The sequence below is a fragment of the Stenotrophomonas sp. STEN023 genome (assembly GCF_056760135.1).
Genome location: NZ_JBRREF010000020.1, coordinates 14,317 through 33,799 on the forward strand (window position 1 = coordinate 14,317; position 19,483 = coordinate 33,799).

The window sequence follows — 19,483 nt, forward strand, 5'->3', positions numbered from 1 at the left end:
CCTGACTTCCGGCTTGCGCTGCACTTACCCGGGCTACACCAACGGAGCACGCATACGCTGTTTGTAGGAGCGGTGTAAGCGGCGAAGCAGGTACTGCATCAGATAGCACAGCTGCGAGGACTCTCAGCAATGTCAGCTTCGCGGCTTACGCCGCTCCCACAAACGGAACCCTAGCCATCAACTATGGAGTCACGCGGTATGCGCTTGATGTCAGCTGGTTGGCGACACTGGCGGTGCAACCCAGTCGACTGGCGGCAGCAAGGGCTCATCCTGATGCTGCAGCAATCTGCGCATTGCCGGGATCTCGCCTTCTTCGCCAAACCAGCGCATATAGACCTGCGGCTCGACGGTCGATGCTTTGCGTGCGGGGTCATTGTTGTTCAAGAACTCGGCGCTACGAAACAACAACCAATCCAGCTGACGAAGATGCTCAGCTGAATTTTCGGCTGTTTCAGGCAGCACCTCGAACTTCGCCAGCAGTTGCGAGCCGGCTTTGGCCATCAACATCGTGTCGCTGTCAGCCATGCGCTGTAGCAGCTTGCGACACTGCTGGCGCTGATGGATATCGGACTCATCTGCTGGGCACAGCGAAAGTGCCGTTCTCAACTCCGGTTGCCACATGCCAGATGCGATGCTGAAGAGCGTCGCCACCCGCTCATGTTCTGCATACCGGCCATTGTTGGCCTGTTGCCATTGCAGCGCCCGCTGTGGCTGCACCACAGGCCAGATCATACCGGTGGTCGCCGCGTCCAGCAGCCGTATTATCGAGGGAAACTTATCGTCGTAACGTGGCGCGTCCAAAGCGCGTTTCTTGGCCTTGTCGGCACCGGCCTGATCTCCATGCTTCTGCCCCCAGCGCATCAATAACAACTGCGCGTCAGCGCCGTCTTCTGCCTGCAGCGTCGCCACTGCTTTCTCCACCGCACAATCGCCGCCATCAAGGCAGCGCCGCACGGCGGTGGCGGCAATCAAGGGCTCATCGCTGCCCTTGGCGATGGCTTCCAGCAACCAGCGCTCCGCTTCCGGCGCGGGCTGCAACTGACCGGTCTGCAGATCGAGCGAAATCGGTGCCAATCCAGCGGCGGCATACAGTTTCAGCGGTTCGCCGGTCGCTGCCAGCTTGCGCGCCTGTTCCATCCGCGCCTGGTTCTGTGCTTGTACGTGCACCAACAACTCTTCAGGAGCAAGGCCGTCCTGGTCATCCACAGCAGCCTGTGCACCTGCGTTTGCAGTGATCGCGCATAGCAGCAGTGCCCACATTCCCTGTTTACGCATGCCAGTTTCCCTCCAAGAGCATCAAGCTTTGCGGCGCAGACTCAAACCAGCCGGTCCAACACCCAGACCCTCGCGAGCAAGACCACCAACGACAACACAATGCCCCATCCCGCAGCCCCGGTAAGCGCAGCGTCTCCCGGACAGCATTACATGTCCGGATGCCGAGTGACACGAATCTACTTATCAATACAAAGATTGCAAAGCGCTGCCGCCTATTCTCTGATAGCTCGCTTACCCGGGCTACCGGTAATGCGCCCCTCTTTCCAGCATGGAACGATCGAATCACCGGCACGACGGCAAACGGTAGGTACTCGGCTCCGTAGGTGGTGGAACCTTCCAGTCAGCTGGCGGGTGCGGAGATACCCTGCAGAGGGTCAACAGATGCCGCGTCGCAGACAGCTCGCCGCTCTCTGTCAACCATTGCACCAGTTCACCCACGCTGACTTTTGTATTGGTCTGCTCGGCCCCTTCACCAAGAAGGTAAGCCCCTGCAGAGTGAATCCACTCCAATTCACGATAGCGCGCTGACCATTCCGCTCTGGCCACAGGGTCTACCTCAAGCTCGGCCATTCGTGCGGCGCCCAGACGCGCCATGAGCAAGGAACTGCTGCCGGCCATGACAGTCAACAAATGCCGGCACTGCTGGCTCTTTTCGGCGCTCAACCCCGGAGGCATGCATGCTTCCGAAACTTGGGTTGCGTCAGCGGGAAATCGATTCACTGCAATCCCCAGCACGGTAGCCAAGCGGTCTTGCTCGGTGTCGTGGATCTTCGGGTCCTGCAACCATGCTTCAAGCTGAGCAGGATCCGATGGAGGCCATGCGACATCATGCGTCGCATCAGATAGCAATCCAATCGCCGCCGTGACCGGGTCACGGTAGCTCTTCGCCTGAGCGACCCGCTGCCAAGCATTTTGGGCTTCGGCAGGATCCTTTTGGTGTTCTGCCAAACGCAGCAGCAACAGCTGGCTCCCTGCATTGTCGACATCCCCAACTCGCAATGAAGCCACCGCTTCCTCAACATCGCATTTGTCCATGCGAATGCATCGATCAATCATTGCAGCTGCTATCAATGGATCGTTCGAGCCTATCCGATACGCCCGCAGCAGCCGTTCGTCCACCTCAGGTGCATTGGTGATGCTTCCTCGCATATATGCTTGGGTTATTGGCTCCAACAACCAAGCCGCGTACAGCGTTCGAGGCTGATCACTTTTGGCGAGACTACTTCCCACAAGCTCCAGCCTCTGCTTTCCCCAAGCCTCCCTCTGCTCAACTCGCTGCTCGGGCGCCATCGTAGAATCAGCGGTATATGCAACCGCTCCTGCACTGACCATCAGAAGAACCAATCCGGCCATCGCCAACCAAGGTTTACGCATCCTGCTTTCCTCGTTGTGAAGCATCCAAGCTCACATCCTGACTCAAACCAGCCGGTCCAACACCCAGACCCAAGCCGGCAAGGTGAGCAATGACAACACAATGCCATAACCCACCATTGCCGCTGCCAATCGCGGTGCCAGCCGGTGCGAGATGGCCAGGGCGGCAGCGGTGATCATGGTCGGCATCGCGGTTTCCAGCACATTGACCCGCAGCATTTCGCCCTGCAGGCCAAATGCCCACGACAGCGGCAATGCTACAGCCGGCAGCACCAAAAGTTTGAGTAGCAGACCAACGCCCAACGGGGCCAGTTCAGCGCGCGACAGCCGCAGCTGGATGGTCAGGCCCACCGCCAGCATCACCAGCGGCAGCATCGCGTCGGATACGTTCTTCAATGCGCCGGCGATCCATGTCGGCGGTGAGGCCGGCATCACCAGCAAAGCGAAGATCAATGCCCACAGCGGCGGGAACCTGGCGATGCGCAGCAGGATCTGACCAGTGCTTGGCGGGGTATCGCCGCTGTATCGGGCCAGCACATACAGACCGAACGTCGACAGCATCACGAAGGTGCCGAACTGGTCGTAGACCACCGCATACGGCAGGGCGTGGTCACCCAGCAGCGCGCGCACCATCGGGTAGCCAATGAAGCTGGAATTGCACAGCGCCACGCACAGCAGCAGCACCGCATGCACCTGCCGCTCGAAACCGAATACGCGTGTGGCCAGGCTTACCAGGGCCAGCGTCAACAGCATCAGCAGCCACGGCGTCAGCATGATGCCGATCAACGAGGCATCCAGCTGCAGCCGCGGTACATAGGTGAGCACCGCCGCCGGCAGGCAGATGTACAGCACCACCTTGTTGAGCACGTCGGCGGCGTTGTCCGGAAATACCCGGAAACGTGCGAAGACCATGCCCAGAGCGAGCATGGCCAGGATCAGTGCGAAAGCGTCGAATGCCATGATGCAAGCATGCGCCGGGCTGCCCCGCAGGGGAAATCAGCGCCGGCTCAAAATCTCCCGTGAAGCGCCATCAAGGTGTGCCAGCGCTGCCTCACCTGTGCAGCCTTACGGCCAGGCTGGCGGTTTGGCCGCCCAAGCCTGCTGTACCTGCGACAGCTGTGCACGCTCGGCGTCATTCCACGTCGGCAGCAGCTGAGCATAGCCCGTGGTTTCGCTCCATTGCCCCGGCTCGGTGCGTACGGCAGCGGCATACCAGGCAACGGCTTCGTCCTTGCGCTCCAGTTTCCACAGCACCAGTGCCAGCGTCATCGGCAGCCATGAGGGGTTGCCGCGGGTGCCTTCAGCTGCCCTGCTCCACAGGGCCAAGGCGTCCTGCGCATCGCCGCGACGGTACAGATCCCAGCCCTGGTTCCAGCGCAGGCTGCGGGCCTGCACGGAAGTGTCGGCGACGGCGGCCATGGCCTCCTCGTACAGCTTGCCGCCCAACTCGGTACGCCCATCACGGTAGGCAATGCTGGCAAGCTGCGCAGTGGCTTCCACGCCCTTGCGGCCGCGCTCACGCAGTTTCATCAGCTGATCGACCGCGTCGGCCTGTTCAGGCGGCACGATATGGATCGGCTTGGCCGCCACATCGTCATCGAAATAGAACTCGTTGATCTTCGGCAGGCTCTGCGCCTGCGCGTTTGCAAACAGCAGCGACGCCAGCACGACCACGCCGGCGACCACGCGCTTTGTAACCCCCATGACTGCAATCCCCATCGAACTGTTATCCCCCACCCGGCCCCGATCCTAACCGCTCCGGGCGCTACGCGCGACGGGTTACAGGGTGATGAAATCCCCCACTGCTACAATCCGCGGCTGCCACCGGCCTCCCGGTTGGCACCTGCCAGCCGTTTCCGCAATGGGCCAGCCATGACCAGCACCGCCGAACTTACCTCGCCTGCCTCCGCCAACGATCCGCTGATCGGCGTGCGTGATTCTGATTACACTTTGGATCACAAATACACGCGCACCGATGGCCGCATCTACCTGAGTGGCGTGCAGGCCTTGGTACGCCTGCCCTTGATGCAGCAGCAGCGCGATGCCGCGGCCGGGCTGAATACCGGCGGCTTCATCAGTGGCTACCGTGGCTCGCCGCTGGGCGGCTTCGACCTGGAGCTGTGGCGGGCGCGCAAGCACCTGGAAGCGGCCAAGGTGAAGTTCGTCCCCGGCCTCAACGAGGACCTGGGCGCGACCATGGTCTGGGGCACGCAGCAGACCAACCTGTTCCCCGGTGCCAAGGTCGATGGCGTGTACGGCATGTGGTACGGCAAGGGCCCGGGCGTGGACCGCTGCGGTGACGTGTTCAAGCACGCCAATGCCGCCGGCGCCTCCAAGCATGGCGGCGTGCTGGCGCTGGCCGCCGACGACCATGCCTGCCGCAGCTCCACCCTGCCGCACGGCAGCGAAGAAGAGTTCGTCAGCGCGATGATGCCGGTGCTGAACCCGGCCGGCGTGCAGGACATCCTCGACATGGGCCTGGTCGGCTGGGCGATGAGCCGTTACACCGGCCGCTGGATCGGCTTCAAGACGATTGCCGAAACGGTGGAGTCCTCGGCCTCGGTGGACGTCAACCCGTTCGCCCGCCAGATCATCCTGCCGGAAGATTTCGAGATGCCGGCCGCCGGCCTCAACATCCGCTGGCCGGACCCGCCGATGGAGCAGGAAATGCGCCTGCACCGTTATGCGGTGAAGGCCGCGCAGGCCTTCGCCCGCGCCAACGGCATCGACAAGGTGGTGATGGATTCGCCGCGGGCGCGGCTGGGCATCGTCACCACCGGCAAGAGCTACCTGGACGTGCTGCAGGCGCTGGAATACCTGGGCCTGGACGAAAAGGCCTGCGCCGACATCGGCATCCGCGTCTACAAGGTCGGCATGACCTGGCCGCTGGAGCCGCAGGGCATCGGTGAGTTCGCCCGCGGGCTGCAAGACATCGTGGTGGTGGAGGAGAAGAAGGCCTTCATCGAGCGGCAGATGAAGGAATACTTCTACAACTGGCCGGCCAACTGGGGCGCGCGCCCGTCCATCGTCGGCAAGTACGACGAGCAGGGCGAGTGGATCCTGCCGTCCACCGGCGAACTGACCCCGGCGACGATTGCCGGCGTTATTGGTCGCCGCATCCAGCGCTTCTTCAACACCGAATCGATTGAAGAACGCCTGCGCTGGATGGACGTCAAGGAAGCCGAGATGGCCTTGCCGCGCGCACAGTTCCCGCGCGTGCCGCATTACTGCTCCGGCTGCCCGCACAACACCTCCACCAAGGTGCCGGAAGGCTCGCGTGCGCTGGCCGGCATCGGCTGCCACTACATGGTGACGTGGATGGACCGCGATACCGACACCTTCACCCATATGGGCGGCGAAGGCGTCACCTGGGCCGGCCAAGCCGCGTTCACCGACACCGAGCACGTGTTCCAGAACCTCGGCGACGGCACCTATTTCCACAGCGGCTCGCTGGCGATCCGCCAGGCCATCGCCGCTGGCGTCAATATCACCTACAAGATCCTCTACAACGATGCGGTGGCGATGACCGGCGGCCAGCCGGTGGACGGCACCCTGACCGTGCCGCAGATCGCCCAGCAGATGCGTTCGGAAGGCGTGCACACCATCGTGCTGCTGTCCGACGACATCAACAAGTGGAAGGCGCGTCGTCACGAATTCCCGGCCGATGTGGAGTACCACGACCGCGCCGAACTCGACGCCGTGCAGCAGCAGCTGCGCACGGTGAAGGGCACCAGCATCCTGATCTACGAACAGACCTGCGCCACCGAGAAGCGCCGCCGCCGCAAGCGCGGCAAGATCGTCGACCCGGCCAAGCGCACCATGATCAATTCGCTGGTCTGCGAAGGCTGCGGTGACTGCGGCGAGAAAAGCTTCTGCGTGTCGGTGTTGCCGAAGGAAACCGAGTTCGGGCGCAAGCGCGACATCGACCAGTCCAACTGCAACAAGGACTTCACCTGCACGACGGGCTTCTGCCCGAGCTTTGTCACCGTGCACGGCGGCCAGCTGCGCAAGGGCAGCAAGAGCGGCTCCGCCAGCCTGCTCGACAAGCTGCCGGCGCCAACCTTCCGCACCGATTTCTCGCAGCCGTGGAACATCCTGATCACCGGCGTCGGCGGCACCGGCGTGGTGACCATCGGCGCACTGCTGGGCATGGCCGGCCACCTCGAAGGCAAGGGCGCCAGCGTGCTCGACCAGACCGGTCTGGCGCAGAAGGGCGGCGCAGTCACCACCCATATCCGCATCGCCAATACGCCGGCCGACATCCACGCGGTGCGCATCGCCGCCGGTGAAGCCGACCTGGTGCTGGGCTGCGACATGGTGGTGGTCAACGACTACTGGGCGCTGTCCAAGGTGCGCGGCGAGCGTTCGCAGGTGGTGTTGAACACCTACGAAGCGATGCCCGGCACCTTCACCACCCACCCGGACATGCAGTTCCCGGCCGCCGACATCATTGCCGGGGTGAAGCTGGCACTGGGCGGCCGCGACCCGATCCTGCTCGACGCCACCCAGCTGGCCACCGCCCTGCTCGGCGATGCGATTGCCTCCAACCTGTTCATCCTCGGCTTCGCCTGGCAGCAGGGCCTGGTGCCGCTGTCGCTGGAATCGCTGATGCGCGCGGTGGAGCTCAATGGCGCTGCCGTGACCATGAACCAGACCGCGTTCGCCTGGGGCCGTCTGGCCGCCATCGATCCGCAGGCCGTACAGCAGGCCGCCGGCCTGGTGCGCAACGCGCCTACCGATGCCGAGCGCAAGCCGGCCGCGCTGCGCGAACTGCCGCCGGGCGAATGGGAAGGCAACGAGGCCGGTGCTCCGTCGGCGCCGCGCAACCCGGGCAACGAGCCGGACGTGCGTGGCCTGCCCGCCGCCAGCCCGACCAGCGGCGAAGCAGCGTTCGCATCGCTGGACGATGCACACCTGTCGCGTTCGCTGGACGAGTTGATCGCCCGCCGCAGCAGCTTCCTCACCGACTACCAGGACGCTGCCTACGCCAATCGCTACCGCACACTGATCGATGCCGTGCGCAAGGCCGAACAGCAAGCGATCCCAGGTAGCACCGCACTGAGCGAAGCCGCTGCGCGCTACTTCTTCAAGCTGATGGCCTACAAGGACGAATACGAAGTCGCCCGCCTGTACACCAGCGGCGACTTCGCCAAGCGCGTTGCAGAGAAGTTCGAAGGCGACTACCAGGTGCGTTTCCACCTGGCACCGCCGCTGTTCGCCAAGCGCGACGAACACGGTCAACTGCAGAAGAAGGAATACGGTCCGTGGATGTTCAAGGCCTTCGGCCTGCTGGCCAAGTTCAAGGGCCTGCGCGGCGGCCGCTTCGACGTGTTCGGTTACACCGAGGAGCGTCGCGGCGAGCGTCAGCTGATTGCTGACTACGAAAAGACCATGCAGGAACTGATCGGCTCGTTGGATGCGCGTCGTCTGACGTTGGCAGTGGACATCGCCAGCATCCCCGAGCACATCCGCGGCTACGGCCACGTCAAGGAAGCGCACCTGCATGAGGCCAAGGCGCGCGAGGCGACACTGTTGGCAACATGGCGCAACCCGAAGGCGCTGCATATCGTGCAGGCGGCCTGAGCAGGCAACGGATACGTTGCTTATGCGCAATGCAACCTAGGGGGGTTGCATTGCGCGACCTGAGCTTCAACGCTGATTTTGAAGCTGCAGGTCGTTACCGACTGAGCTTGCGTCAGCGGATCTCGAAATCCATGGACACCAGGGACGGCCGCGCTTGCCCGCCTACCTGAGCCGGCGTCCATTGAACGGAAAGAATCACCTGCTTCTCCTGGTCGGTCAGCCCCAATCGGGACGGATAGGAAACGATGGCGTCCTGCGGCTTGCCCGTTTCGTCGAGAACAACCACGACGCAGGTCAGGCTGCTGCCGGAGCGCATCCAGATGCCCCGCGGGAACTGGGGCAGCTTCTCTACCGGCTTCGGCTCCACATCCGCGGTTTCACCGATCACGTGGTCGGGAAGCAGCTTCTGGATTTCTGCCAGAAGCGGTGCTTTTCCGCAGGAACGGATGGGGCGATCGCGGGCCAGGGCGCTGTTTGTCGTCAATAGAATCGCTGCAACAACGGTGATCTTGAGCATGCGAGCTAAGCTTCCGATGGTTGGGATCCATTGCATGCTCCATGGAACGAACTTGGGCACGCAAGGATTCTGTGTGACATGCGCCAAGGGCCAGATGTGAATATTCGAATTCTCAACACTGGCCGAGCCCTCACGCGTGCGCTGGCTTGAGTGAATTACTGAATCGACCCCCACCCGAAGATGGTCAATAGATCCTTGTCTTTGTAATGCTGTTCCCAAGTGGAGAGCCAGCAGAAGCTTACCCCGCTGCGCACGGCAGCCTTTTGGAACTCAGCGAGCTCTTCCTTTGTGATCGGGTACTCGACTGGATCAAAGTGCAGAAGCGCCCATGGCCTGAGGAGCGAGAAGCCGGACTTGAGTTCCGAGAAGATTGCCTTGAGCTGAGACCGGGTGGTCGCGAAGTTGCTGATTGGACCCGCCCGATTGCCAAGAGCGTGGCACTGGCGACGAATTGTTCTTTCTCCACCGACGGCGCGAGCAATGAAGTGGTCCTGGTGCACTTGAACGTAGATCAATTGACGACGAAATATTTTCATCCCCTGCCGAACCCCTGGGTTTCCAGCCCGCGACGCGAGCTCGCATTCAATGAAGTGCTACGTAGCGCCCCCGCCGTAGTACACAGTGATTGACCAATGATAATCCCGGCCCCTCGCCGCACACCATTCGGTAAAGCTGCCTACCGGTCGAGCCTTGTACGCCTGCCAATCAAAAAGCATCTGCCCATACTGCCTCGCCTCACGATCAAGGTCGGAGAGCGATTCACGATCCGCTGCCCCCTCAATCAGCTCGGATGCTCGCCGCAGCTCTTCCAAGGCCTCATCCAAGTTGCCTATTAGGAAACCTTCGTTCAAATGATGGGTCGCGTAGTCAACCGAACCCAGCCGTTTGGCAATCAGCATGCGCCGAATCGCCACGTCACCTGGTTCCACGGATAGCACCCTGCCAAGTAGTTGCGGGTCCTGGCGGAGGATCGCCAGCCACCGCACCGGGGCGGTGGAATCGGGATCGTGCTCCAGCCATCGCTGGAGAACAGGGTCCACAAAGCGTTTCATCAGCGGCTGTGCAAGAAACTGATGGCAACCCGGGGTGCGGAAGTGAAGCGTCAGGATGGCATTCACAGCGTCCTGAGACTTCTCGCGCTCCCACGTCTCAGCATATGACAGGAAGGTATCGAGTGCGGCAAATGCTTCTCGCCGCAGGCCTGCCTCGCGGAGACGGCAGTACTCAGCGAGGTGAGCAAATTCATCCCACGCAGCCAATCCAACCGCGATCGATGCAAGGCCCTCAAAATTTTCATTGTTCCAGTAGTGCATGAGTCTTCCAGCGCAATCCAAACTGCTACGTTGGGTCCGGCAACAAGGCTGATTCGCCATGCACCATATGGGGGCTTTCCCCCGATGCAGATCGACCTTGAGGCGGCTACGGCGAGCCTGCAAGCCAAGGTATGGGCAGACCCAACGGCGGGCTTGGTGATCACCCCGGACCCAATCCAACAGACATACGAACGTCGACGTTGGGTCGGAGACAGGCCCTGGCCCCGATAAAGACCTCTAAGCTTCCGTCCTGCTATGTGATCACTGTCGGCCAGAAGCGTATGTCTGCTACCGCCGATCAACCCGGGCCGCTACGCGGCAACGGAGCACCGCATTTTCAGTTGCCCCGCCGCTTGAGCGAACAGGCGTAACACACGTCACGAGGGGTCCTGCTGATTGACCAGTACTCCTTGGAGTTGTCATAGGTAAAGCAGGCATTCGAATCGGGGTAGTCCTTGAAGTTGAAGTCGATCTTCTGGATGGTCAAGCCATTCACTTTGAATGTTGCGCTGTATGCCCCCGACGATTTTAGAACCGCCATCGACATGAGCGTGCCGGGGCGCAGGACATCCATTTCGTAGCCGTTGCTGAAGGAGATGGTGTGCATTTCCCCCGCCTTGGCCGGCGTTCCATCATTTACACAGGCTAGTACTTCATCCTCCATGATCGGTCTTGATGCGGATACGGTGGGGGACAGCAGGATCAAGATGAGCAGTACCAGTTTCCTCATGACACCAACCTCTGGAATTGGCCAACCCGCGCAGCGGTTCGGCTTGAGTGAATTGCCAAGTGCAAAACTGCAGCATCCGCTGACCTGAGCACCCTACCGCGCTCTGTGAGAGAAGCGAAAGCAGTAGGAGTAGGAAACCAGGTTCAGCGTACGATAAACCTCCGGCTGCCCGCTATCGGCCAGCGACGTATAGGTGTGCTTTCCCCCATCTAGCCGCAGATGCAGCAGCGATTTACCATGCCCCCATCCCGGCAGATCCCGGGCGCCAGACGCACTTTTCCGTGAAAGCTCTTATCACCGGTAGTTCAGGCCGGATTGGCCGCGCAATCTACAACGCGGTTGCCGCAGACCATGAGGTCGTTGGTCTCGACCGCTCCCCTTTCTCCTGCTCATCGCTTATTGGTGACTTCACCGATAGTCGCTTGCTGCACTCGGCATTGCAGGGTGTCGATGTGGTCTTCCACACCGCTTCGTACCATGCGCCGCATGTCGGCTTGGTATCTGATCGCGAGTTCGAGCGGGTCAATGTGGCGGGTGTGCAGCAATTGCTGGAGGCTGCGCAGCAGGCGGGTGTGAAGCAGTTGGTCTATACCAGTACCACCGCACTCTATGGCGATGCTGTCGCCGAGCAAGGTTGCACGTGGATCGACGAATGCGTGACGCCGCAGCCCAAGACGGTGTACCACCGCACCAAGCTGGAAGCCGAGCAGGTCCTGGCTGACTGGTCCGGTGCGGGGCTGACACGCAGTGTCATCCGCATGTCGCGTTGTTTCCCGCAGCCTGCGGACCAGATGTCGGTGCTGCGCCTGCATCGCGGTATCGATGTCCGCGATGTCGCTGATGCACATGTGGCGGCGTTGGCGCTGCCGGTAGGTTCCTTCAATCGTTTCGTCGTCAGCGGCTCTACGCCATTTCGGCGCGAAGACCTTGAGCAGTTGGGACGCAATGCAGTGGACGTTCTGCGCCTGCGCTGCCCCGAGTTGGTGGCCGAGCACGAGCGCCGTGGTTGGCCGCTGCCGTCGGTCGTTGATCGGGTGTATGACAATTCCGCCATTCGCTTGGCGCTGGATTGGGAGCCTGCTCATGGGTTCAGCGAAGTGCTGGCGCAGGTGGATCGGCGTAGCCTTGAAGTGCTGCCGTATACGCGGGACTTTGTTGACCGGACGGTGGATTGATTCAGTTGCGCGGGTGAAAGCGTCGCTTTTCTGGATAGCCGCTTCGCATCGTGTCTGGTTCGATCGGCCCGAGCTCTTCGGCTTCGCGGCTTACGCCGCTCCTGCAAACAGCCGGACAGCGGATGCTACTTCAGCTGCGAGGGTGATGTGCCGTATTGGCGCTTGAACGCGGCGCTGAAGCTGCTGGTGTGCGCGTAGCCGGCGATGGCGGCAGCTACATCCACGGGAACGTGCTGGCGCAGCAGTGCCTGGCGGGCGCGTTCCAGCCGTAGCTCGCGCTGGTAGTTGGCGATGCTTTGGCCATGGCAACGCTGGAAGCCACGCTGCAGGTCCACCGCATTGGTGCCGAGCTGGCGCGCCATCTGCGCGATGCTCAGTGTGTCGGCCTCTCCACTGTGCAACCACTGCTGCAGGCGGGTGACGCAGCGCTGCAGGTGTGCGCCCAAGGGCTTTTCATTGCCTTCGCTGGCCAGTGTCTGCAGCACGTCCGCCGCTAGCTCCAGGGCAAAGCTTTCCTGCTGCAGACGGCGCAGCAATGGCAGCGAACCGGCCTTGTTCTCCAGCAGTTGCGCCGCCCGCTGCAACAACGGCGCCGGTGGCCGCCATGCATGGTTGTCGGCGTGGCCACGGCAAACGCGTACCAATCGGGCGCTGCCACTGGAATCGGCCTGCAGCTGCCGCTGCAACCAGTCACCGCTGAGGTGCAGGCTGACCTTGCCTTCCTGTCGCCCCGCCTGCCAATGGCGCTGGAAGCTGTCTTCCTCACGCAGGTGGACCAGCATGGTCGGCATGCGCCGATGGCTGCCCTCCAGCCGCAAGCGATGCGTGCCGATGGCAACGTCGGCCTCGCCATCCACCAGGAAACCGGCTGTGATGCCCGGTGCCAGACGGTTGTGGCTGCAGCCGCCCACCATGTCGCGGCTGCGGCTCAGGTAGAGCGACACGCCATCGTCCAGCGCGTGCACCTGCTGCCAGCCGGCCAGCACCGGCGTGGCGTCGGCCATGCCGGCATCGAAATCAACCTGCCCGCCCAGCGCGTGTGCTGCGGTCATTAGCTCGGCGCAGGTGAAAACCTGCATGCATGGCATCCCGGAATGTGGTCCTGCCTAAATTTTCCTTCGCTGCGCCTAAACTTTCAATGGTATTGATAACTATTCTTATTTGAGGGGTCGCGTATGGGCGGCCCTTCCCCGTATTCAGTGAAGGTCAGTGGCAATGGGTTTGACGATCAAGCAGGCGGCCGTGGTCCGCGCCGTCTTCCACGATGAAGTCAGCGCGGACGAGATCCGCCACTGGCTGCAGCGTGTGGAGGATTTGATCGCGGCCGCCACGCCGTTCTACTTCATCGCCAGCACGGTGCCTGGCGCCAGCTTCAGTGACGACTACCGCGCCATCCAGGCGGTCTGGTACAAGCAGCACAAGCCGGCCTTCCGCGTTTACTGCAAGGGCCTGGTGCGCATTGCCAGCAGCGCCGCCGAGCAGCAGCGGCTGGATACACCGGCCCTGCATGCAGCCTGGGGCGTGCCCTATTACGTCACCAGCGACGACGCCGATGGCATGCGCTGGGTCGGCCAACAACTGGAGCAGGCCGATGCGCACTGAGCACGGCGCGGCCTCGCGTTTCGGCCTGGGCGTCATCGTGGTGCTGTACATGGCCCATGCGCTGCCGCTGTATTTCTACAACGTGGCGGTGCCGGCCATCCTGCGCAGCCAGGGCGTGGACCTGCGCTGGATCGGCATGTTGTCGCTGCTGTACCTGCCGTGGGCATTCAAGTTCCTGTGGGCACCGCTGGTGGACCGCTGGCATCTGCCAGCCCTGGGCCGTCGCCGCAGCTGGTTGTGGCTGACCCAGTTGCTGCTGCTGGTCGGCATCCTGGTGTTGGCCTTCACCGGCCTGGACCATGGCCTGACCGTATTCGTGCTGGTCGGCATGTGGATCTCCACCATTGCCGCCACCCAGGACATCGCCATCGATGGCTATACGGTGGAAGCACTGGCACCGGCCGAGCACCGCCTGGGCAGCATGGCGCAGAGTGTGGGTGTGGCGCTGGGCAGCATGGTCGGCGGCGCAGGCGTGCTGTGGCTGTACGAAACCCGCGGCTGGAACGTGGCCCTGCTGAGCCTGGCGGCGATGAGTGCCTTGACCCTGTTCGCCGTGCAGCAGATCAACGAGGTGCCGCGCCCGGCGGCCAGCCAGCGGCCGAGCGTGCTGCGTGCGCTGCGCCGGCCCGAGCTGCGCTGGGCGCTGCTGCTGATCGTGCTGTATCGCATGGTGGAGGCACCGGCGATGGCGATGGTCAATCCGCTGCTGGTCGACCAGAAGTGGAGCCTGACCGAGATCGGCCTGCTGATCTCGGTGGGCGGTGCCGGCGTTGGCTTGCTGGCCGCCATCGGCGCGGCCTGGCTGCTCAAGCAGCGCAGTGCCGAACAGCTGCTGATGCACGCCGGTTGGTGGCGCACGCTGCTGTATGTACTGCTGGCGGGCCTGCTGTACAGCGGCGTGCTTGCCTCCTCGCAGTTTGGGCTGGGCGCGCTGGTGATCGCCCTGCTCGCCCTGCGCTATGTCGCCATGACCAGCCTGTATGCCTTGTTCATGCGGCTCAGCTCGGGCGAGCAGGCCGGTACCGATTTCACCTTGCTGGTGTGCTTCGAGCTGCTGGTCTTCTTCATCGGCGGCGCGCTGTCCGGCTTCCTCGCCAAGGGCCTGGGTTACCCCGCTTATTACGTGGCGCTGGCGATCGTCTCCGCGCTCGGGTTGCTGTTGTGCCAGCCGCTGCTGCGCCGCTTCGCGCCCTCCCCTTCTTCTCCCTGATACGTTCCGAGGACACCATGCGGCATACCGCAGCAACGCTTCCGCTCGCCCTGCTGAGCCTGGCCATCAGTGGCCAACTGGCAGCACAGACCAACACCACCAGCGGTACCCGCCAGCTGGATGCCGTCAGCGTCACCGCCGTGCGCGGCGCGCGGAGCGTGGCCGAGATCGCCGGCACCGTGTACGCCATCGAACGCGAGCAGATCGCCCAGCAGACTGCGGCCGGCCGCAGCACCGCCGACATCCTCGGCCAGCTGGTGCCGTCGCTGGCACCGGCCAGTGGCACCACCAGCAACTACGGTATGACCATGCGTGGCCGCAGCGTGCAGGTGATGATCGATGGCGTGCCACTGACCGGCGCACGCGATGGTTCGCGCCAGCTCAACAGCATCTCGCCGACCATGATCGAGCGCATCGAGGTGATCTCTGGTGCCACCGCGCTGTACGGCGCCGGCGCCAGCGGCGGCATCATCAACATCATCACCCTGCAGCCAGGCGATACGCCGCTGCAGCTGGCCAGCCAGCTCGGCCTGCGCACGCCTTCGGATGTATCCAGCGACAACCTGGCCTGGAACGCCGCGCAGACCATGACCGTGCGCGGTGACAGCTTCAGTGGTGCCTTCGGTATCGCCTATGGCCGCCAGGGCGCATCGCTGGATGCGCATGGCCGCCGCATCGGCCCGGAGATCGCCCAGACCGACCGCCAGGACACCGAGACCAAGGAACTCAACGCGCGCCTTGAATGGGCGCTTAGCCCGGCCCAGCAGCTCAGCGTGGGCGTGCGTTGGTATGACGATCAACAGGACAGCGACTACGGCCCGGACTACGGCCCACGCCTGGCAGTACTGTTCAACCCCGCTTTCCAGCCCAGCCACAACGCCGTCGATGGCCTGCAGTTGAACGCACAGCCGCGCACCCGCCACCAGGGCGTCAATGCGCAGTACCGCAACCGCGATGTGTTCGGCGGCCAGGAGCTGAGCGTGGAAGCCTATTACCGCAATGAGCAGGGCCGCTGGTTCCCGTCGGTGTCGACGCTGGTGCATCCGGCGCTGCCAGGCGGCTATGCCTATGTGGCCATGCAGTCCAACACCGACATCGACGTCTGGGGCCTGCGCAGCGCCCTGCACAAGGGTTTCGATATCAGCGGTCGCAGCCTGCAGCTGTCCTATGGCGTGGACCATGAGCGCGAAGAGGACAGCCAGCGCGGGCAGATGTACGACATCAACCGCTTCATCGCCAGCAACGGCCTGAACTACGTGCCGACCGCGCAGTACGCGATGGGCCCGGATGTGCGCGTGGACACCACCGGCCTGTTCCTGCAGGCCGACCATGCACTGAGCGAACGCTTCAGCGTGCAGGCCGGCGTGCGCCACCAGATCCTGCGCAACAACGTGGACGATTCACTGCCCTACACCGAGGCGATCACTGCCGACGCGGTGGCTGGCTATCAGCCGCAGCTGCTGGCCGGTGGCCGCGTGCGCCATTCGCAGACCTTGTTCAATGCTGGCGTGGTCTACAAGTTCAGCGACGCGCAGCAGTTGTTCGCCAACTTCTCGCAGGGCTTCAGCCTTCCTGATACGCAGCGCATGTTGCGCGACGTACCGGCCAACTTCGTCATCGACAGCCGCAACATCGGCCCGATCAAGGTCGACAACTACGAGTTGGGCTGGCGCCTGAACAACACGCAGCTGCAGAGCGCGGTGACCGCGTTCTACAACCGCTCGGACAAGACCGTGCAGTTCAACCGCAACTACAGCGTGTCGGTGGCCGATACCGACGAGCGCGTGTACGGCGTGGAAGCCAGTCTGCGCTATACGCCTATCGCACAGCTGGAGCTGGGTGCCAGCGTCGCCAGCACCCGCGGCCAGTACCGTGATGCGGCCGGCCAGTGGCGCGAACTCAATGCATTCCGCGTATCGCCGTTGAAGGCTGGCGTGCATGGTCAGTGGCGCTTTGCCAACGATAGTCTGCTGCGCCTGCAGGGCCAGGCCGTCGGTGGCACTGATGATGCGTGGCGTGATGCGCGGGCGGCTGCAGTGAGCCCGACCATCCGCGCCACACCGGCGGCGAAGATCCGTGGCTATGCGGTGTTCGATCTTATTGGTGAGCTGCCGCTGGCTGGTGGGCGTTTCAGCGTGGGCGTCTACAACCTCGCTGATCGTGACTATAAGACGGTGTATGGGCAGCAGGCGGAAGCGACCTACGGCAAGCTGTCGAGCGTACCGGCGCAGGGGCGGACGTTTGGGGTTGGGTATCGGGTGGAGTATTGAGGCCTAGAAGCGCCAGCGACGCTAGTAGCCCCTCTCCCGCTTGCGGGAGAGGGGTTGGGGTGAGGGGAAGCTTCTAGCAAGCAGAATCATTGCTTTAAAAGCCTGACTCATCCCGCCCTCGGGCCTTCTCACTTTGCCCCCCGCCCGCTAAGCCCTTTGGAAAATGTATTGCCTTCAGCATCGCCCGCTCTTTACCCTGCCTCGATCTGCACCGCAAAGTGTTCGTTCGATTACATTTTACAAATGTATTCGAACGACTACTTTTTTAGTCGCCGCTACCCCAAGGTGATGAGATCGCCTAACTTTCTCCTCACACGCCTGAATGTCTTCGAACGCCTACATTTGTCATGGTGTAACCGATCGCATACATTTACCTGATGAGCATTCTCAAGACCCCCGCTGATCTGGGCAATGTGATCCGCCAACGCCGCAAGGCCCTGGGTTGGGATCAGGCACGGCTTGCCCAGGAAACTGGCGTAAGCCGGCAATGGATCATCGATATTGAGAAAGGCAAACCACGTGCGGAGCTGCAGCTAGTACTCCGCACGCTCAATGTACTGGGTATTGAACTTGATGCCTCTGCTCGAGACATCCCTTCGCCCGCCAAGAACGAAAAGCCGACATTGGTACTGCCGAATATTGATGACATCGTCAAAAACAACCGCAGCGCACTTTCTTATACAAACATTGCCGCTAACTATCACCAGCTGAAGAGCCTGAGCCACGCACAGAGCGTGGCAGATGCAGCCCGCGAGCAGATCATGAAGTTGACCCGTCCTCAAAGTGCCGCTGATGCAGCACGCGAGCAGATCATGAAGTTGACGCGTCCTCAAAGTGCCGCTGATGCAGCACGCGAGCAGATCATGAAGCTGACGCGTCCTCAAAGTACCGCTGATGCAGCACGCGAGCAGATCATGAAGTTGACGCGTCCTCAAAGTGCCGCTGATGCAGCACGCGAGCAGATCATGAAACTGACTCGCCCTCAGAGCGGCACGGATTCAATCCGTGAATTGGATGATGGAAACTCAGAGAGCAGGACGGGGGGAAAGAGAAAGCCGCCTCTCTCGACAAAAGGAAAACGATCCCCTGGGAAGGAAAAGTAATGGTGCTCAACATCTTGCTATCCGGCCGCGTCGCAGGTCAGCTTGATGTGGATGGAAATGGGGCTCCGAGGCTTACTTACAGCACCACCTGGGCAGATGCCATCGGTGCCTACCCGCTATCTCTCAGCCTGCCAATCACTCAACAGATATACCCTGCAACGACAGTCTCGGCGGTGCTGTGGGGTCTCCTGCCAGACAATGAAAACCTGCTGCAACGCTGGGGATCGCGATTCCATGTTTCCCCGCGCAACCCAGTGGCGCTTCTTTCGCACGTTGGTGAGGATTGCGCTGGTGCTGTGCAGTTCGTCAGCGATGATCGCCTGGAGGACGTTTTGTCTGGTCGTGATGATCAGATCGAGGTCTTGGACAATGAAGCGTTGGCCACCCGCCTACAGCGCTTGCGTCAGGACAATGGCATGGCGCGCACCGTAGATGATGTCGGGCAATTCAGTTTGGCTGGTGCGCAATCGAAAATTGCTCTAACGCGACTGGACGATGGCAGCTGGGCCATTCCTGCCGGACGCATTCCCACCACCCACATCCTGAAACCACCAGGCGGCGACTACGAGGGTTTTGTCGAGAACGAAATGTTTTGCCTGCGTCTGGCGCGCGCGATAGGGTTTCCAGCGGCGCAAGTCGAGAAGATAAGCATTGGTACGGAAACTGCCATCTGCGTTCATCGCTACGACCGTGTTCAAATACAGGGCGACCTGCACCGCGTGCATCAGGAGGATTTTTGCCAAGCGTTGGGGGTCATGCCGCAAATCAAGTATCAGAGCCAGGGCGGCCCCGGGCCAGCTCAGCTAGCCAAGGTGCTATGGGACCACTCTTCGCAACCCCACACCGACGTGGAAACACTGTTTCAGGCGCTGGCCTTCAACTACCTGATCGGCGGCACAGATGCGCACGCAAAGAATTACTCCCTGTTGTTCGGCGCAGGTGGCAATGTGCGACTTGCCCCGCTATATGACATCTCCAGCGCCCTTCCCTATCCGCATCTGCAGAAGCGCAAGATCAAGATGGCGATGAAAATCGGCAGCCACTACCGTTGGTGGGACATCCGCCCGGAAGACTGGCAGGCGACCGCAACAGCCATGCGATTGGACCCTGCATCGGCACTACAGACTTTGACTGTGATGTGCCTCACGCTGCCGGATGCCGCACTACAGGTGCAACAAGCAATGCTCGCCGAGGGCATCGAACACCCCGTGCTTGATCTTCTGGCGCAAGAAATACGCATTTCCTGCAATCGCTGCATCAGCAAACTGGAAGCTGCTTAGCATCTTTGGATCAAAGAGCCAGCGCCCCGCAGGGCGCTTTCATCTTTCCATCGG

16 protein-coding genes are annotated in these 19,483 nt (G+C 62.1%); 7 read left to right on the forward strand and 9 right to left on the reverse strand.

What is annotated here, in order from left to right; translation table 11 throughout:
• Nucleotides 1–210 precede the first annotated feature (210 nt).
• The 4 genes from ACVOLV_RS08155 to ACVOLV_RS08170 all read right to left on the reverse strand — a co-directional run bounded on the left by ACVOLV_RS08155 (nt 211) and on the right by ACVOLV_RS08170 (nt 4,350).
• Nucleotides 211–1,275: a hypothetical protein gene (locus ACVOLV_RS08155; protein WP_481553935.1), complete on the reverse strand. Its 1,065-nt coding sequence runs from the start codon at nt 1,273–1,275 to the stop codon at nt 211–213.
• 282 nt (nt 1,276–1,557) lie between these two features.
• Nucleotides 1,558–2,649, reverse strand: coding sequence for a hypothetical protein (locus ACVOLV_RS08160; RefSeq protein WP_481553936.1), 1,092 nt, complete (start codon nt 2,647–2,649; stop codon nt 1,558–1,560).
• A gap of 42 nt (nt 2,650–2,691) precedes the next feature.
• Nucleotides 2,692–3,606: an AEC family transporter gene (locus ACVOLV_RS08165; RefSeq protein ID WP_481553937.1), complete on the reverse strand. Its 915-nt coding sequence runs from the start codon at nt 3,604–3,606 to the stop codon at nt 2,692–2,694.
• A gap of 105 nt (nt 3,607–3,711) precedes the next feature.
• Entirely contained in the window at nt 3,712–4,350 is a 639-nt protein-coding gene (locus tag ACVOLV_RS08170) for a tetratricopeptide repeat protein (RefSeq protein WP_481553938.1), read from the reverse strand.
• Nucleotides 4,351–4,518: 168 nt separating this feature from the next.
• Here ACVOLV_RS08170 and ACVOLV_RS08175 point away from each other — a divergent pair, with 168 nt between their 5' ends.
• Nucleotides 4,519–8,229, forward strand: a complete 3,711-nt coding sequence (locus ACVOLV_RS08175) for an indolepyruvate ferredoxin oxidoreductase family protein (RefSeq protein ID WP_481553939.1) — start codon at nt 4,519–4,521, stop codon at nt 8,227–8,229.
• Nucleotides 8,230–8,341: 112 nt separating this feature from the next.
• Here the strand turns inward: ACVOLV_RS08175 and ACVOLV_RS08180 are convergent, their stop codons facing one another.
• The 4 genes from ACVOLV_RS08180 to ACVOLV_RS08195 form a co-directional block, all read right to left on the reverse strand.
• Entirely contained in the window at nt 8,342–8,746 is a 405-nt protein-coding gene (locus ACVOLV_RS08180; protein ID WP_481553940.1) for a hypothetical protein, read from the reverse strand.
• A gap of 155 nt (nt 8,747–8,901) precedes the next feature.
• A complete protein-coding gene (locus ACVOLV_RS08185) occupies nt 8,902–9,282 on the reverse strand; it encodes a hypothetical protein (RefSeq protein WP_481553941.1) in 381 nt (126 codons plus the stop codon).
• 57 nt (nt 9,283–9,339) lie between these two features.
• Nucleotides 9,340–10,059, reverse strand: a complete 720-nt coding sequence (locus ACVOLV_RS08190; RefSeq protein ID WP_481553942.1) for a hypothetical protein — start codon at nt 10,057–10,059, stop codon at nt 9,340–9,342.
• A gap of 337 nt (nt 10,060–10,396) precedes the next feature.
• Entirely contained in the window at nt 10,397–10,789 is a 393-nt protein-coding gene (locus ACVOLV_RS08195; protein ID WP_481553943.1) for a hypothetical protein, read from the reverse strand.
• Nucleotides 10,790–11,070: 281 nt separating this feature from the next.
• On the opposite strand from ACVOLV_RS08195, the gene ACVOLV_RS08200 reads away from it, so the two are divergent.
• Nucleotides 11,071–11,964: an NAD-dependent epimerase/dehydratase family protein gene (locus ACVOLV_RS08200; protein ID WP_481553944.1), complete on the forward strand. Its 894-nt coding sequence runs from the start codon at nt 11,071–11,073 to the stop codon at nt 11,962–11,964.
• Between the two features lie 125 nt (nt 11,965–12,089).
• Here the strand turns inward: ACVOLV_RS08200 and ACVOLV_RS08205 are convergent, their stop codons facing one another.
• Nucleotides 12,090–13,043: a helix-turn-helix transcriptional regulator gene (locus tag ACVOLV_RS08205; RefSeq protein ID WP_481553945.1), complete on the reverse strand. Its 954-nt coding sequence runs from the start codon at nt 13,041–13,043 to the stop codon at nt 12,090–12,092.
• Between the two features lie 136 nt (nt 13,044–13,179).
• Between ACVOLV_RS08205 and ACVOLV_RS08210 the strand changes: the two genes are divergently transcribed.
• The 5 genes from ACVOLV_RS08210 to ACVOLV_RS08230 all read left to right on the forward strand — a co-directional run bounded on the left by ACVOLV_RS08210 (nt 13,180) and on the right by ACVOLV_RS08230 (nt 19,429).
• Nucleotides 13,180–13,566 carry a hypothetical protein gene (locus tag ACVOLV_RS08210; protein WP_481553946.1) on the forward strand — a complete coding sequence of 129 codons (387 nt, stop codon included), beginning with the start codon at nt 13,180–13,182 and terminating at the stop codon, nt 13,564–13,566.
• On the forward strand, nt 13,556–14,776 hold the full coding sequence (locus ACVOLV_RS08215) for an MFS transporter (RefSeq protein ID WP_481553947.1): 1,221 nt from the start codon (nt 13,556–13,558) through the stop codon (nt 14,774–14,776). The genes ACVOLV_RS08210 and ACVOLV_RS08215 overlap by 11 nt, the downstream gene beginning before the upstream one ends.
• Before the next feature lie 17 nt (nt 14,777–14,793).
• Entirely contained in the window at nt 14,794–17,046 is a 2,253-nt protein-coding gene (locus ACVOLV_RS08220; protein ID WP_481553948.1) for a TonB-dependent receptor, read from the forward strand.
• 377 nt (nt 17,047–17,423) lie between these two features.
• Nucleotides 17,424–18,149: a helix-turn-helix transcriptional regulator gene (locus ACVOLV_RS08225; protein ID WP_481553949.1), complete on the forward strand. Its 726-nt coding sequence runs from the start codon at nt 17,424–17,426 to the stop codon at nt 18,147–18,149.
• Nucleotides 18,149–19,429 (forward strand): type II toxin-antitoxin system HipA family toxin, encoded by a 1,281-nt coding sequence (locus tag ACVOLV_RS08230; protein ID WP_481553950.1) that lies wholly within the window; start codon nt 18,149–18,151, stop codon nt 19,427–19,429. The genes ACVOLV_RS08225 and ACVOLV_RS08230 overlap by 1 nt, the downstream gene beginning before the upstream one ends.
• Nucleotides 19,430–19,483: the final 54 nt, after the last annotated feature.